At 46.9% G+C, this 14,770-nt stretch carries 14 protein-coding genes; 4 read left to right on the forward strand and 10 right to left on the reverse strand.

Going from position 1 to position 14,770, the window contains the following annotated elements:
• The first annotated feature begins 650 nt into the window (after positions 1-650).
• Positions 651-1,049 (forward strand): SH3 domain-containing protein, encoded by a 399-nt coding sequence (locus E5S67_RS22310; protein WP_172190567.1) that lies wholly within the window; start codon positions 651-653, stop codon positions 1,047-1,049.
• A gap of 138 nt (positions 1,050-1,187) precedes the next feature.
• On the opposite strand, the gene E5S67_RS22315 is transcribed toward E5S67_RS22310, so the two are convergent.
• Complete coding sequence (locus E5S67_RS22315; RefSeq protein ID WP_172190568.1) at positions 1,188-2,168, reverse strand: aspartate carbamoyltransferase catalytic subunit; 981 nt, start codon at positions 2,166-2,168, stop codon at positions 1,188-1,190.
• Positions 2,169-2,813: 645 nt separating this feature from the next.
• Between E5S67_RS22315 and E5S67_RS22320 the strand changes: the two genes are divergently transcribed.
• The gene (locus E5S67_RS22320; protein ID WP_006631282.1) at positions 2,814-3,032 is read left to right on the forward strand and encodes a DUF4327 family protein; all 219 of its coding nucleotides are present in this window, start codon (positions 2,814-2,816) and stop codon (positions 3,030-3,032) included.
• A gap of 151 nt (positions 3,033-3,183) precedes the next feature.
• Here E5S67_RS22320 and E5S67_RS22325 read toward each other — a convergent pair whose 3' ends face one another.
• The 4 genes from E5S67_RS22325 to E5S67_RS22340 form a co-directional block, all read right to left on the reverse strand.
• Entirely contained in the window at positions 3,184-4,425 is a 1,242-nt protein-coding gene (locus E5S67_RS22325) for a protein kinase domain-containing protein (RefSeq protein ID WP_172190569.1), read from the reverse strand.
• A gap of 814 nt (positions 4,426-5,239) precedes the next feature.
• The gene (locus E5S67_RS22330; RefSeq protein ID WP_246276925.1) at positions 5,240-7,537 is read right to left on the reverse strand and encodes a serine/threonine phosphatase; all 2,298 of its coding nucleotides are present in this window, start codon (positions 7,535-7,537) and stop codon (positions 5,240-5,242) included.
• Between the two features lie 476 nt (positions 7,538-8,013).
• Positions 8,014-10,569 (reverse strand): single-stranded-DNA-specific exonuclease RecJ, encoded by a 2,556-nt coding sequence (locus E5S67_RS22335; protein ID WP_172190570.1) that lies wholly within the window; start codon positions 10,567-10,569, stop codon positions 8,014-8,016.
• Positions 10,570-10,812: 243 nt separating this feature from the next.
• Positions 10,813-11,628, reverse strand: coding sequence for a PD-(D/E)XK nuclease family protein (locus tag E5S67_RS22340; protein WP_172190571.1), 816 nt, complete (start codon positions 11,626-11,628; stop codon positions 10,813-10,815).
• 30 nt (positions 11,629-11,658) lie between these two features.
• Here E5S67_RS22340 and E5S67_RS22345 point away from each other — a divergent pair, with 30 nt between their 5' ends.
• Entirely contained in the window at positions 11,659-11,820 is a 162-nt protein-coding gene (locus E5S67_RS22345; protein ID WP_172190572.1) for a hypothetical protein, read from the forward strand.
• Here E5S67_RS22345 and E5S67_RS22350 read toward each other — a convergent pair.
• From E5S67_RS22350 to E5S67_RS22365, 4 genes are all read right to left on the reverse strand, one after another.
• Positions 11,817-12,122, reverse strand: a complete 306-nt coding sequence (locus E5S67_RS22350) for a type II toxin-antitoxin system RelE/ParE family toxin (protein ID WP_172190573.1) — start codon at positions 12,120-12,122, stop codon at positions 11,817-11,819. The two genes, E5S67_RS22345 and E5S67_RS22350, sit on opposite strands and share 4 nt — an antisense overlap.
• Positions 12,119-12,373: a type II toxin-antitoxin system ParD family antitoxin gene (locus tag E5S67_RS22355; RefSeq protein ID WP_172190574.1), complete on the reverse strand. Its 255-nt coding sequence runs from the start codon at positions 12,371-12,373 to the stop codon at positions 12,119-12,121. The genes E5S67_RS22350 and E5S67_RS22355 overlap by 4 nt, the downstream gene beginning before the upstream one ends.
• A 164-nt stretch (positions 12,374-12,537) precedes the next feature.
• A complete protein-coding gene (locus E5S67_RS22360; RefSeq protein WP_172190575.1) occupies positions 12,538-13,206 on the reverse strand; it encodes a Uma2 family endonuclease in 669 nt (222 codons plus the stop codon).
• A 130-nt stretch (positions 13,207-13,336) separates the two neighbouring features.
• Positions 13,337-13,597, reverse strand: a complete 261-nt coding sequence (locus E5S67_RS22365) for a hypothetical protein (protein WP_172190576.1) — start codon at positions 13,595-13,597, stop codon at positions 13,337-13,339.
• Positions 13,598-13,760: 163 nt separating this feature from the next.
• Here E5S67_RS22365 and E5S67_RS22370 point away from each other — a divergent pair, with 163 nt between their 5' ends.
• Positions 13,761-14,000, forward strand: coding sequence for a helix-turn-helix domain-containing protein (locus E5S67_RS22370; RefSeq protein ID WP_172190577.1), 240 nt, complete (start codon positions 13,761-13,763; stop codon positions 13,998-14,000).
• Positions 14,001-14,137: 137 nt separating this feature from the next.
• Here the strand turns inward: E5S67_RS22370 and E5S67_RS22375 are convergent, their stop codons facing one another.
• Entirely contained in the window at positions 14,138-14,719 is a 582-nt protein-coding gene (locus E5S67_RS22375) for a PAP/fibrillin family protein (protein ID WP_172190578.1), read from the reverse strand.
• Between the last annotated feature and the right edge of the window lie 51 nt (positions 14,720-14,770).

Raw genomic sequence — 14,770 nt, forward strand, 5'->3', positions numbered from 1 at the left:
GGATGCTTTGAGGCTGAAAAGATAATATTTTTAATCTCTAATTCCATTTGATTTGCGTTCTCTCATATCGCTTTTAGTCTAAACTCCAGTTGTAAGGGAGACGGAGTGGCTAATCTTGAGGCAAATCTCGTAGCACGGGCGAGGGTGCTACGCCATCACCCCGAACTTTTGCACCAGTGCGATCGGCTACAATGTAACTCGCCCGAACCAAACTAATACCGTGCTTGAAGACGAGTAGGATGCTTCTTTTATCTAATTAACTGCCGATATTGCTGTAGCAACTCAATAAATAAGCACAACAATAAGTAGTGTCAGTGGGAACTCAGTACAAGCAATTTCAAACCCCAATCCATAGCTTCTTGCCCTTTTGAATGACACAGTTAAGTTTAATTCTGCCCTCTTACTTATCCGCGTCGCGCAAATCTTTAGCAGCAGATGTAAACTTTATTTATTTTTTTGTTCCGGAAAGCTACTTAGATGACATGATATACCTGTGCAGGGTTCAGGCAAATTCGCGGATACTCGGGAACAGCAAGACCGTAACGCCCTGATGCGCCTTTTATGAAACAGAAGTTAATGGTTTGGGCTGTTAATTGAGGTTTCGACCTGAGTCTGCACCAACAAATGTTAACAACAATCACGAGGAAACTATGGAAGCACTAGCATTGAGCCACTCTTTTGTTGCTTATGAATCTCCAGAGTCCGAACTTCAAGTCAAGTCCTTAGACGAGCTGGGCTTGAAAATTCCTAATTCTGCATGGATAGGCGTTGCAGGTATGGCAGTAGCCCTATCTGTTCTCAGTGTCGGTGGCGAAGCCCAGGCAGCTTGCTACTCCCGCTGCGGCAAGAAAAGCCATCACGGCCATCACAGCTACGCCAAAGTTGTCACGAATGGCGGCCGACTGAATATCCGCAACCGCCCCGATAGCTGTTCTCATGTAATCGGCAAGTTATATTATGGAGACCACATTAAATTGACCGGTCGTTACAAAAACGGCTGGGCCCAACTGAAAGGTGGTGGCTGGGTGTCTGCGTCCTGGCTCTCCTAACTCTTAACTAGATCACTTTACATTTCTAGAAAGAGTTTTAATCGTTACCCGGCCATACTGGGTAACGATTATTTTAAATATGCGATCGATACCTGAAAATAATCGAATATCCGAAATTCATGACTAACAACTAACAGCCTAAACTTTACCGCCGCCGATCAGATAAAGTAATGCCATCCGCACCGCCACGCCGCTGGTAACTTGCTGAGAAATCAGGCTAAACTGGGCATCGTCCATCAAATCCGAACTAATTTCCACGCCGCGGTTAACCGGGCCCGGGTGCAACACCTTCACATCCGGCTTGCAGAGTTTCAGCCGATCGCGCGTAATCCCGTACAAAGAATGATATTCTCGTAAGCTCGGCAGCAAATGCTCGCTCATCCGTTCCTTTTGCAGCCGCAAAGTCATCACAAAATCAGCATCGGTCAAAGCAGGTTCAAGATGCCAGTGCAAAAATAACTTGCCTTCCCTACCATCGCCACACTCAGCAAACAACATCGGCAGCAAAGTCGGCGGGCCTGCCAAATGAACCTCTGCCCCAGAAGCCGTGAGACTCCAAATATTAGACCTAGCCACCCGCGAATGCAAGATATCCCCCACCACAGCAATTTTTTTGCCCGCTAAAAGTTCCAGCCGCGGACTTTCGGTATCTAACAGACAACAGATAGTAAATAAGTCTAGCAAACCTTGCGACGGGTGTTCGTGCTGACCGTCTCCAGCATTGAGAACGCTGACTCTCGAACCCAAGCGATCCATTTCCGAAGCAATCGTGCTGGGAACTCCAGCTTGTTCGTGCCGGATCACCATCAAATCCGTTCCCATCGCCAGATAAGTCTTAGCCGTATCCAGAATAGTCTCTCCTTTCGTCAGAGAAGAACTTCCCGGGGTAAAATTTAGCGTATCCGCCGACAGACGCTTCGCTGCCAACTCAAAACTATTGCGAGTCCGGGTAGAAGGTTCAAAAAACAAATTCGCGACCACTTGACCCTGCAGGGCCGGCACTTTCTTCGTGCGGCGGCCGAGCACCTCCCGAAAACTGGCTGCTGTTTGCAGCACCGTATCGTATTCGTCGGAGGTAAAATCAGCCAGAGTGAGAATGTGTCGCCTTGTCCAAGTCATACAATTTTAGATTTTAGATTTTAGATTTTAGATTTTAGATTTACTGAATCAAGACGGACGATGGGTTTTGGAACTTGCCTGCAGGGCCGCGTGGGGCAGCCTAGAATGTTCGATCGACCTGACGGGCATTCCGATCAACAGTATCCAACAAATTTTGACCGCGTTTGCGGTCAGTAGAGTTATAATTAGTTTATGCAGATCAGACCCCACTCTCACACCAAACCGAGCGTTAAAGGTGGAACAGGTACGGTAGAGCTGCCCCAAATCTGAAATTAGGCTTTCGCAAGCGTTCGAGCAGTAGTTGCAGTTTCTCGCTTTCCTGTGTCTTGTTAAAAACAAGCCGAACGCAGCCCTTGCATCTGCCACTTGCGTGCAAACAATCGAGGTGGCAAACCTCCGACCGCCGATCGACAGCATATAGCGGGACATTTTAAAGATGATTAATTCTTTGAAGTCGGTCTTGACTCTTCAGTCCTGCTTATAGCCCCTTGTCAAAACGAACAGTGTTAAGATACAAGTTGAATATGTAGCTTCCCGACAAAAATCTACACGTATCTTGGCGAGACTGTTCTTGGCGAAACTGCGGTAAAAAGTGAGAGCTGGGAAGTGGTAATTACACAAGATTTAAACAATTCAAGAGGTATTATGAGCCAGCAGGTTATACAGCCGATGGTTAAGTTCCAGCGTCAGGTGCATTCTCTCGTCACGTCTGACATTATCAAGCCGACAGACAGCATTTGGAAAATTGCTCTGCTTTACGGCGACGAATGGCCGTACTGGAAACAGCAATTGCTAGAGTTTGATTTTTCTATGCAAGACCCCGTGAGCGAGTTGATAGCTGTAGAAGCTTGGGACGAGGAATAACAGAGGAGACGGAGGACTGGGCTGTCGGAGAGAAATTCCGAGGCGATTGGGTAAAGTTTCTTTCATAAATTTCCGTTGCTAGCTTCTTCCCTCTTCCCTCTTCCTAATGGCTTCTGACCTTTGACTTTTGACTTCTAACTTCTGACTTCTATTAAAGGGAAGCGGCTAAAGCTCGAGCTAATTGTTGAGCAGTTTGAAAGCGATCCCCAGGCTTAGTTGCCGTGGTTCGCAAAATGGTTTCTCGCAGTTTGGGGGCGATGGTCGGAATATTTTCGAGCTTAAACCCGTAACCTCCAGCTATTTTCCCGTAAAAGTTTTGAGGGCTTTGGGCCGTCAGCAAAAAAATCAAAGTAGGCCCAATAGCATATAAATCCGACTGAGGTAGAGGCTGTCCCCGGTCTTGTTCTGGTGCGGTGTAGCCTTCAACCCCGATACGAGTGCCCGGAGGAGTGCCGATTTCTTTAACGGCGCCAAAATCCAGCAGTGTAATGCAATTGTCGCGGTGGCGCACCAGCAAATTAGCAGGTTTAATATCCCGGTGGACGATCGGGGGTTTTTGAGAGTGAATGTAGTCCAAAACTTCACAGGTTTGGATCATCCACTCTATTGCTTGTTGGGGAGCAACAGGTCCGCGGTTGTAGATGCGTTTTTCTAAATCCTCGCCGTGGAGCATTTCCATCACCAAGTATTTTTTGCCCCCTTCCACAAAAAAGTCAAAAAACTGAGGAATTCCCGGGTGGTGGAGGGCCTTGAGAGTTTTAGCTTCACGTTCAAACAGTTCTTGAGCTTTGGCGATTTGAGCCATATCAGCATTCATTTCCTTGAGAACTACCAGAGATGCTGCGGGGGCACTTCCGGGTTGTTGAGCTTTGGCTTTCTCTCGATCCCAGGCTAAAGTCGTTGTCCCCATACCGCCTTGGCCCAAAGTTCTCAACACTTGGTAGTGACGGACTGTGCGATCGACTTTTATCGGTTCCCCGCAGTGGATGCAGAATAAATTCCCCGGCGGGTTTCCCCCGTGGGTACACCTCGGGGCGGCGAGATTGACGGTGGGCTTCGCCTCAATTTGGCCGCCGACTTCAATAGTAATAACTTGGAAATACAGAATTGGGCCGCCCCGCGCCAACTGGATCAGGGCACCGTCGGATATCCAACCCTGAGACATGAGAATACCGTTAACCAAAGTGCCATTTGTCCCGGAATTGACTAAGTACCACTGACTGGACGTGCCGCTATTAACTCTTTGCAATTCGAGATGCTGCCGCGACACTAGAGCATTGGGGATCACAACGTGATTTTCTGGAGAGCGGCCGATGCGAATAATGGATTCGCTCTGGAAACTCCACTGTTGCAGGGGGGTCTGTTTTTCTGGATCTAAAAGAGTCAGCAGCATTTTCGATTGATGTGGTTGAACTCCCTGATTTGGCAGTGAGAGTTGGCGGGAATTTATAGATTTGGAGCCTAGGGCTTTGAAAAATTAGGAATTAAAAATTACTTATGAGCTGCACAGGTTAGTTTCACGAAAACTTTATAATATCCTGATTATGATTACAGATTCCATAAACAATTAATTTATCAATAGTTTTTTGGGAACAATTATCTGTAAAATTTTTGAGAGGTCGATCGCTCCTCAAAACATACTCGATCGATTTAACACTTGAAACTACAAAAAGTAGGTAAACAATCGCTAAACTTTTAGGTAAATTGGCTGTAGCAGCAGGTTGTGATTTACGCCCCACATCTTTATGTAGGGCGGGCAATTCCCGCCTAAGCCACATTGCCCCGAGAGCGATCGGGTATAAAATAGATTTCGCATCAGCCCCCCTGCTGCCTCACTTCATTTTAGTTTATTTTTTGTTGATTAGACTAACTCTTTCTGTAGGTAAACGCTCTTTCAGCTAGGATGAATTCACTCACTATCAAGCCTGTTTTTTCCCCAGATTCCCTGAACAGACTATCAAAATTCAAGCTACTGATAAATGGTGTACCCTCAACAGCTTTTCTGCAATCGTATGGGGACTGCAATCAGTTTTTGAGCAATCAAACAGAAGCTATTTCAACACCGGATTCCTAATAGTAGAGCGAGCAGTAAAGCCTTGCCCGGAAACAGCCGAAGCTGTATCTTTTCTCTGCAACAATTGCAGGTTTAACCCAGGCAGTCGCGAGGGAAAGGCGGCGCCTTTGAAAAAGTTGGCAGCATCGAAAGTCTAAAATCGAAATGCGCCTACCTGCGCCCGAATGATAATTGCCGTGATATTGTCGTGACCGTTGCGTTTGTTGCCGAGTTCAATCAACTCGGCAACTCCCTGGTCGAGATCGGCTTGGGGATTGAAGAGGGGTTCGAGAGTGTTCTGCCAGTGAGTTTCCAACAAATCATTATCTGTCAGGCCGTCGGAAGCCAAAATTAATAAGGTATCTTCGCACAAGTCTAAAAACTGCACCTCAGGCTTGATAAAATTACTGTCTCGCGGGCCGATGGCTTGAGTTAGTTGATAGGCGTCGGGACGGGCGTAAGCAGTTTCCGGGTCAACCCCGCGCTTAATTTCGCGCTGCCCTACTTCGTGGTCTGAGGTGATTTTTTCTAGGGTCTGTCCCTTTCTCAGTCGGTAGAGGCGGCTGTCGCCGACGTGGGCAACGGCGAATTGGGTGTCTTGAACTAAGACTGCTACTAGAGTTGTACCCATGCGGGCGCTGCCGGAGCGTCCGTCCTTTTGATTGATTTCAAAGATGGCTTTATTGGCTAGCAGCACTCCCTCGCGAATGGTGTCTGCCGGAGGAAGTTGATTTTCCCAAGTGCTTTGAAAGAATTCTCTGAGGGTTTCAGCGGCTAGTTGACTGGCTATTTCTCCGCTGTCGTGTCCGCCCATGCCGTCGCAGAGAATGTAAAGCCCTTTGGTTTGAAAGATGCGACCGAAGGAGCTTTCGAGTTTGTTGAGCTGAGTCCAAATGCTGAAGAAGTCTTCGTTGTGGTCGCGCGTGCGGCCCACATCGGTGAGGCCTGCGTCTTCTAAGCTGTAAATCTGGAGTGGCATGGGCTGGGTTAAGACCTCGCCAACGTCGGGGGAGGAATCGTCGAGGCTGCGGTAATGCCTGCGTGTCGGGGTTGAGCTTGGTGAAGGTGGGGATTGGAGTTCGAGGGGAACTGTTTCTAAGCGCGATCGCAATTCTTCGATTGTGTTAATCTCGCCTCTGTACATTTGTTGCAGCAGTTCGAGCAATGCGCCACACTGAGTGCGATCGGACTGGCTAAATATTACCTGCCACAGTTGCCCCAAATCTACCAGTTGCAGGTTTGAGCCGGCGAGTTCGGGATAGAGGTATTGCAGCCGCAAAGAAGCCAAGGAAAAGGAAGAGTCGGGGTTGACTCGTAAATTTGTCAGTTCCAACAAGCTTTGCCGACAGCGCCAGGGTTCTAGGGCAGCCCACAGTTCTGTCATTTCGTGCAGCCAGTATAAAATTTGCTGGGTGGAAGTTTCGGGTTGATTCCACCGTTCTACCAGCAGAGGCCATTGAGAGCAGTCTTCTAGCAGCAGCACAGCCTGTTCGTTGTCTGACCAGCTATCGTGAATGACTGGCAGGTTTTGAGAGAATTGCCACCGGAGTGCCAGATAAGGTTCAGCTATGCCTTGGCAAAGCTCTGCTAAGGCGGTATTTGTCGAATTTTCTCCGCCGATTGCTGGGGTGTAGGGGGACGTTCGTCTGGCGACGCTGGCAGAGTTGGCTGCTAGCATGGCTTTGAGGGGTGACATTTCCAGCGGCTGACAGTCCAATACTGTTACTGCTACTGTGTCTGAGAGTTTTCTCGGCGGCACTGTTTCTAGGAGTTGGTAGCGCTGCTGAGTGTCTAAATAAGCTCCTGCTTGCTGGGAAGGGATTAAATATTCTGAATTGGGGGCGGGGAATTCTGGAGATTGGGGAGAGATGTCAGCTATGTTTGGGCTGTCGGGGTTATCTATTGCTTCGTGGATTTGTTTAGGCTGTGGTGCTGTTGTAAGATTGCGCTCGGATGGGGTTATTTCGCGCTCTGGTGCTGTAGTAGAGCATTTTTCGGTTGTTGGAAAGGATGCTGGTGCGATCGCCCCCACGGCTACCACAGCGTCCATTTCTGGGCTGCTGAATTCGCCGTCGCTTGGCTGTGGAGAAGTTGGTGCGACTGCTGTTCGGGGTTCGGCTGGGGTGGTTATGTCTGTTTTAATCGCGTCTGTGATGGGTTCAGGAGAGTTTTGGGGCGATGCGATTTCTGGAACTATGTCTGGTTTTTGCGGAAACTCGGCTGGGGGTAGGGTTGACTCGTCTAGCTCGACTGCTGGAAAATTCGATCGACCGCAGATAATGGCCCGCCACACTTGACCTGTTGTGACGCCGCAATTCTGACATTGTTTGGCGCTAAAAGCTACTTGGGCACCGCATTCGTGGCAAGGTTTGTAAATTAGGGAAGTTCCGCACTGTTGACAAAACTTGTTTGGAGCGGGATTTTCAAATTGGCAGCGGGGACAGAGGAGCATAGGGGTTTTAAATTGGAGATTGGCTATAGAGTTTGGCGGTGGGGAGTTTTAGGTTTTGGCCTGTGAGTTAGGAGTTATGAGTTTTGGGCCTGACTCGCAACGGATAACTCTCATGGCCCTATGCCTTATTTTATCGGGATGAATTGAGAACTAAGATATTTCTTAGAACTGAGATGTTGCATCCGTGTCAGGAATAGACCCAACCAGATCCGCAAAAACCTGTCTCGCTTCACAGGCCAAAAAGCCCGCCCCACTGGCGGCAAGAGCGTGCGGGCCCCACAAGAAAAGTTATCTCGTAAGTGGAACTGGCATCCTGCCTATGCTTAACAATGGTGGCAGATATCAGTTAAAACTCATATGTTTTACCATTCTCTATAATTCTTTCAGGGCGGGCTCGCGTGTCCACCCCACAAGAAAATTCATCTGTTGTGGAACAGGCCGTCCAACTTGTTCTCAAGAATGGTGCTAGATATCAGTTAAAAGGGATTTGCTGTAGAATCTTCTTGGAAAACGGTCTCTCGGGCGATCGATTGAATGGTGGAGAGGGGTACTTCACAGAAATACTTCCGCCGGAATTGTTCTTCGGAGACTGCTGCTAGGAATTGCGCTGCAAAACGGGCGGCGATGGGGGAATTTGGCACGGAGAATTGGATGGATTGGCTATCTAATAACGGTTGGGGGATTTGATCTAGCGCGTCTTGCTGCTGTGCGGTTTCGGATTGTCTCGCGATGTGGAAAGCTCGATCGCGATAATTGATTTGGAAACCGAGATATGTTAGGGTTTTGAACCCCAGTTGCAGCGAGGTGTCGCTGATGCCGAGTTTTTGGCGGAGTTGTTGTCTGGTGACGGGTTTTTTGGTGCGGCTGAGGTATTTGGCGATGCCGATAAGCTGTTGGCAGATTTGCTGTGGGGGTACGAGTGGAGGTAAAGTATAGGCGATCGCGAGTTTTTTCTGAGTGTGCTGTGCTTGCCGAAACCAGATCCGCAGTTCGTCCCAGCTTGCGGGGCATTCTTTGAGGACGATCGAGTTTTCGCGATCGACCATTTCGGAATTGTAAACTAGATTGTCGATCGGCATTGGAGATTCTAAGTTTGTGCTGGCTGCTACCAACTCTTCATCATTCTTTCTATTGCGCCAGTCTACGATCCAATCTATTTTAGTCTGGGAATTGATTTGGTTTTCTTGCGTGCGTTCCCGCACTGCTACGAGGCGCACTTCATACCGCGATTTGTAAGTATTAAAATCTAGTTCAACCGTAACATCGCAGCGGCCTTGGGGAACTTCGTTTTGATTGTGTCCCCACCAAATGCCGGGAAATCCCGTATCGCTAGATTCATCCCTAATTGTAAATTCTGTTTTGATATATTCTACTTTTTGCCCTTTCAAATCCTTGATTTTTTGATTCCAGAGATTGTCAAACCAGCAGTTTTCAATCAGCAATTTGGGGGCGGGGTTGCCCATACCGCACGGTTCGAGCAATTTTAGTTCTTGAAATAAGTCTTTGCCTAATTCGGAGACAGTAATTTTTAAGTCGGCTTGAACGGGGGCGGCTGTTAAACTATCTGTACTGTATTGTTGCCGCAGTTGCTGATTTACCCCATCGGTAAATAGGGGGATATTTTCAACGGGGAGACTTAATCCGGCAGCGAAGGGATGACCGCCAAATCTGTGCAATAAATGCGCTTGGCCTTTGACTAATTGGTAAAGGTCGATTTGATTGGCGGAACGCGCCGAACCCCTGGCAATTTTGGATGGAGAAAGTTTTTGTGATTCTGGATCTAAGAAAGATGTAAATTGCGTTTCCTGGGAATTTTCGTTAATTTCTTCGCTTCCTTCTGTGCTGAATAAAATCACGGGGCGCCCGTATTCTTGGGCGATTTGTCCTGCTACTAATCCTAATACACCTACGGGCCATTGGGGGTCGCTGAGGACGATGACGCTAGTAGTTGAAAGGTCGAGTTTCGCTAATTTGTTTGCGGCATCTTTGGCAACATCTTTTTGTAATGATTTGCGCCGGGAGTTGGCAATTTCGGTTAAATTTGCTAGTTCTTCGCAGCGTTTTTTGTCGCGGCTGGTGAGGAGTTCTACGCAGAAGCTGGCGTCGCCTTGAATGCGGCTGACGGCGTTGATTCGGGGGCCGAGCCCGAAGGAAATGTCGGTTGGGCGATCGCCTGCTCTTTTGCAGAGTTCGAGCAATTTTGCAACTCCCGGGCGTGTGGGATTTGCGAGTTGTTTTTGCAGTTGTTCGATTCCGAGTTGTGCTAGGTAGCGGCAGTCTCCTGTGAGTTGGACTAAATCGGCAATTAAGCCGATCGCTACTAATTCTAATAAATCTGTGAGCGGTCGCTGAGGAATATCCGGTAATGTGTGATATAATGCTTCAACTAATTTGTAAGCTACTCCCACTCCTGAAAGGTTAAATAGTTGGTGGTTGGGGGGAAAGTAGCGGGGATTGATAATGGCTGTAGTTGGTGGGCGATCGTCTGGTAATGTATGATGGTCGGTGATAATTGTATCGATTTTTAAGCTGGTGGCATATTCGATTTCGGCGATGTTTGTACTGCCTGTATCGCAGGTAATAATTAAGCTAGTTCCCGATTTTGCTAAGGCGTCTATTCCCGGAATATTGAGTCCGTGAGATTCGGTTAAGCGGTTGGGAATGTAATAAGTTAGTTGGTCATTTTGAGCAAAAAATTCTCCCAGTCCGTCCCAAAGTACGGAAGTTGAGGTAATGCCGTCGGCGTCAAAATCTCCCCAAATTGCGACTTTTTGTCCGCTATTTCTTGCTTGCTGGATTCTTGCGATCGCCCAGTTCATTTCTAGCCCGAATTCAAAGGGACTTGCTGGTTGGTAAAGTTTGGGATTTAAGAAACCGGGTATTTGTTCCGGGTTTTGAATCCCTCTATACCAGAGAAGTGCAGCGGCATAGTTTCCGGGGAGTTCTGGTGCATGGTTTCTGACAGCTTGGATCAGCCAAGCTGGGGGTTGGGGTAAGAGTTGATTTTGCCAGTGTTGAGGGGTTTCTGTCATTCGATTTTAGATTTTAGATTTTAGATTTTAGATTGTGATCACACATCAATCCGGGGGCTTATTTGTATGTTAAATAAAACTTAAGCGACTCACTGGTTCCCCGGCTCTGCCTGGGAACCCATTTCCAGAGGCTCTGCCTCGCTTACGATCGGGAAAATTGGAGGCAGAGCCTCCGTATTGGCGTTACCAGGCAGAGCCTAGTAACGAGTAAAACGAGTAAAATTTGGGGGGCTTGTTTATATATTAAATAAATATTTCGTCGATTATAGCAAGATTTGGCAGCCAATCTGTGGGAGTTTCTGCCGGAAGATTTGGTGAGGAAGCTTTGATTTCTGGTGTGCGGTTGCAGCGAGTGGCAAATTGACAGGAATCGCAAAGATTGGAACTAATTTCTACTTGGGGTAAGAATTCACCTTTATCGGTATAGCGCTGTCGCCAGTCGGTTAGCTGCTGCAATAGGTTGGTTAAATCTTGTTTTGTGCGATCGTGTTCTGTTTGGTTGTAATAAAATGTGAGTTTTTGCGGTGGTTCTTCTCCTTGCAATTGTACGAACCAGTATGTCATGGAAACTTGTTCGGGGGAATAGTCGCTGGTTTCTACTAAGACGTATAAATAGAGGCGAGTTTGCCAACTTTCGGCTATCCATTTTGATTTTTGAGGGCGGGGATAGGTTTTCCAGTCGAGAATTTGGGCGGCGTTTGGTTCTGCTATTAGCAAGTCATAGATAACGGTGAACAGGTAGTCTTGGAAAATTAGGGTGCGGGGGTGTTCGGCTTGGCGGAAAATTCGATCGCTATTTTCTGAATTAGCGAAAAGTTCAGGTGCGGTGTTGATAAATGCTGCCACACAGCGTCCCAGTTCGGGGTCTTGTTGGATGATAAATTCAATGGGAAGTCCGAGTTCTCGCTGCTGCATTAATAGGTGAAAGTGGCTTCCCCATGTGAGTTTTTCTTTGTGTTCTGGGGAGGCGGTGGTGGCGAGTAGTTCGAGGTAGCTATGTTGGAATTTGCGGGGGCATTCTTCGAGGATTTTGAGTTGGGTTTGGGATAGTCGGAGCATTTTTTTATGATTTGAGATTTTATATTTTTTATGATTGTAAGGGGTATAGATCTTTTTTTAACCGCAGATGTCTGCCGATGGACGGAGATAAACGCAGATAAATTAGGGCGATCGCGTTTTTGGCGGAGAGTGCGATCGCCCTTTGCTTTGCCAAGTGCGATCGCTCGTTCAGATATATTCAAAGCTAATTAGTCTTCCCCTAACTCTGAAAACAATAATTCCAAGTCTCGATCGCCCCGTAGCACGCGAGCAATATCAATCCCGTCCGATCTCGGGTAATAAAAAATTAAATAATCCCTAACAATAAATCCGCGCAAGTTGGGGGATAACCTCTCATAGCGTTTGCCCATATTGGGAAATTCGGCGACAAGTTTACATTTTTGACGAATTGCATCAAAAAGCTCGCTGGCTGCCCTGGAACTATTGCCAGCAATGTACTCACAAATCTCATTCAAGTCTCGGACGGCTTCATCTGAAAATGTATAACTGTTCATGCCCCTGACTGTTCTCTTCGATCGATCTTTTCTTGAATTTTGGAAAACACAAGTTCTCCATCTGTCACTTGTCCCTTAGTAATTTGTGCAGTTCCCACTGCTATTTTCTGGCGGAGTTCTTCGATGCGTTGTTTTCGTTCTCTTAAAAGTGCGATTGCTTCTCCAATTAGTTCTTCAGCGCTGCCATATTTTCCGCTTTGAATTTGCGCTCGAATAAACTCTTCGTATTCCGGCTTTAAGACAATATTCATTGACTTGCTCCTTTAAATCACAGAAAGGTTACTGCACGATCGTGACATCTTTTGTAGATTAGCTTAGCACAAATATCAACATTGTCAGAGATTGTGGCAGACCTAGAGTCGAGCTTGAAAAAATTATTGTGAATCGCGGGCGATCGCACTTTTCGCTAACCTCTCTACAACTTACCAATTTGTTGAGCAAACCACATCGCAGCCGTCCCATTTCCCTCACCCAAAAGTTTTAAAGTCTCTGATAGTAAAGCAATTGGCAATCCCTCAAGGGCACCGGAAATTTCGCATTCCTGATATTTCCCGTTTTCCTGCAAGCGAAATGCCAAAACTCTCTCGCCCTTAATATCTACTACCCAATACTCAGGAATTCCCAAAGCAGCATACAAGCGCTTCTTTTGATCTAAATCGCTGGTCAAAGTCGTATCGGAAGTTTCTATCACTAAATCAGGAATTCGCGATTTATTTAGATTAAGTCGGCGCGGTTCCCCTTTTTGCCACTGGATAAATTCTCCGCCGACATATAAAATGCGATCGGGCGCACCTCCTCCCACCTTTGGCTTCTCAATTACACATCCACCCAAATCATCGAAAGCTTGTCCTCCTTTGCTGACAAACCAGGCGTAAAATACCAGGGTCAAGAGGTTGTTAAATCTGGCGTGCTGAGGCCCTTCATTACCCATGTCTATCCAAAGATATCCTTCATAAAAAAATATTCTCGCTTCCTCCAAAGAAGGATCTTCGCAAGCTGCTACATAATCTTCCCATGTGGCGGCTTGCCATTGGGGAATTTCTCCCACTTGAGACACGATGAATTTTGCAGTTGTAGAAGTCATGATTTAAAAGCAAATTGAGGATAAAATTATCCTAACTTAGGTTGATATTTATCTGCTGCGGTAATTGATAGTTAGTAATTTGTCAATTTTTATAACCCCCCTTTTTTAAGGGGGGATCACATTCTTGTGCTTATCGAATTGCTGTGGGCGCCGCAATTGGTACTTCTAAGTCTGGTTGCAAGTCAAAGACTACGACAAGCGTTGCTTGAGGCATGAGTTGACGCAGACACAGCAAGTGTCCGTCAGCATCCGATCGACTGCGAAATCGCCCCACAATCGCCCGCTGCATACTAGGCATGAGTTTGGCGATCGCCCAAGGGTAAAGGCGTTTTTGGTACGCGATCGCCCCAGGATTCGCTGCGAATCCCTGTTGATAACCGTTTTGTGTCATAATCGTGTTGTATTCGTAAGGAGTACAGGAAAGGGCGTTAGTAAGTCTCTTGGCGGGAATGTACTAACGCCTCTACTACTATGATTAAACATCAAACAGGTCATGTCCGTCAATTATTAACGGTAAAACTTAACGTTTTGTCTCTCAAAAGGTTCGGTCAGCTATGGATCTGAGAGCCTTAAGAGAACGTGCGGGGCTGAAAATTATAGACGTAGCACATATACTAGAATGTGCGGAATCTTCAATTCGCAACTGGGAAAAGGGTCGAACATTGCCAAAAATGGAAGTTTGGCAAGTATTCCGAATGCGGGACTTGTATCGATGTACCGAAGCGGAGTTAGTGCTAGCTGTCAGAAAGTCAATGCCGACGGAAAAAAAAGAACAGGAAAAACCGACGCAGTAACAATACTGATGAAGTCTTAAATTGTTTGCAAAAGTGATATATTTTTGATTTTTAACCGCAGATGAACGCGGATGAAGGAAAGATAAATTGAGAATGAGTTAAGGGGCGATCGCACTTGATCGCACATCACAAAATCACTATTTTGTCAACACAAAGACACTTCCTTCATTCCCGCGCCCGATCCGCAAATCGCTATCCAAATAAGTAATATCCAGCCATCCCTGCTGTTCGCGACTATCGAAACCGAAATCTACAGCAGCTAACTTTTTACCCGACTCAATCTCATTGATAAACAGGACTGGAGATTCATAGCCAATCAACCTGCTTAAACCGAAAATTGACCGTTCAAACTTCACCTGCACTCGCCGTTCCGAAGTCGCCTCAAATGTCGCAGCCACGCTGACAATTCCTTCTAAGTAAGGCAAGCCGTAAAGTTCGGCAATGTTGTAAATTTTAGATTCTTTGACGCGGATAGATTGATAAATTGAACCCAATTTCACCAAGGGAAAACCGTCAAGATTCAGCAGTGCGCGGCTGGTGGTGTACAATAACCGCCAATCGCCATTTAAAAGCTCTGCGGCTTCCACAGGGCGTGGTGTGGGGTTGTAATCTTCCAATTGGGCGATCGCACTTAATATCGCTTGTTTGTCGCTGGGAGTCGCCAGCAAACCCCGATTCTTGCCAGCTATTATCTCTAAGAGTGCAGATTTTCTAAGCATAGTTTTTTAGCAAGAGAAATGAATCAGGAAAAAATATTATTGAGTTCGCGT

The sequence above is a fragment of the Microcoleus asticus IPMA8 genome, from assembly GCF_013179805.1.
Lineage (GTDB): Bacteria > Cyanobacteriota > Cyanobacteriia > Cyanobacteriales > Microcoleaceae > Microcoleus > Microcoleus asticus.

Bases quoted from the DNA above. Each gene is read 5' to 3' on its own strand.
- E5S67_RS22310 (WP_172190567.1), top strand. From the start codon at position 651: ATGGAAGCACTAGCATTGAGCCACTCTTTTGTTGCTTATGAATCTCCA.
- E5S67_RS22315 (WP_172190568.1), bottom strand. From the start codon at position 2,168: ATGACTTGGACAAGGCGACACATTCTCACTCTGGCTGATTTTACCTCC.
- E5S67_RS22320 (WP_006631282.1), top strand. From the start codon at position 2,814: ATGAGCCAGCAGGTTATACAGCCGATGGTTAAGTTCCAGCGTCAGGTG.
- E5S67_RS22325 (WP_172190569.1), bottom strand. From the start codon at position 4,425: ATGCTGCTGACTCTTTTAGATCCAGAAAAACAGACCCCCCTGCAACAG.
- E5S67_RS22330 (WP_246276925.1), bottom strand. From the start codon at position 7,537: ATGCTCCTCTGTCCCCGCTGCCAATTTGAAAATCCCGCTCCAAACAAG.
- E5S67_RS22335 (WP_172190570.1), bottom strand. From the start codon at position 10,569: ATGACAGAAACCCCTCAACACTGGCAAAATCAACTCTTACCCCAACCC.
- E5S67_RS22340 (WP_172190571.1), bottom strand. From the start codon at position 11,628: ATGCTCCGACTATCCCAAACCCAACTCAAAATCCTCGAAGAATGCCCC.
- E5S67_RS22345 (WP_172190572.1), top strand. From the start codon at position 11,659: ATGATTGTAAGGGGTATAGATCTTTTTTTAACCGCAGATGTCTGCCGA.
- E5S67_RS22350 (WP_172190573.1), bottom strand. From the start codon at position 12,122: ATGAACAGTTATACATTTTCAGATGAAGCCGTCCGAGACTTGAATGAG.
- E5S67_RS22355 (WP_172190574.1), bottom strand. From the start codon at position 12,373: ATGAATATTGTCTTAAAGCCGGAATACGAAGAGTTTATTCGAGCGCAA.
- E5S67_RS22360 (WP_172190575.1), bottom strand. From the start codon at position 13,206: ATGACTTCTACAACTGCAAAATTCATCGTGTCTCAAGTGGGAGAAATT.
- E5S67_RS22365 (WP_172190576.1), bottom strand. From the start codon at position 13,597: ATGACACAAAACGGTTATCAACAGGGATTCGCAGCGAATCCTGGGGCG.
- E5S67_RS22370 (WP_172190577.1), top strand. From the start codon at position 13,761: ATGGATCTGAGAGCCTTAAGAGAACGTGCGGGGCTGAAAATTATAGAC.
- E5S67_RS22375 (WP_172190578.1), bottom strand. From the start codon at position 14,719: ATGCTTAGAAAATCTGCACTCTTAGAGATAATAGCTGGCAAGAATCGG.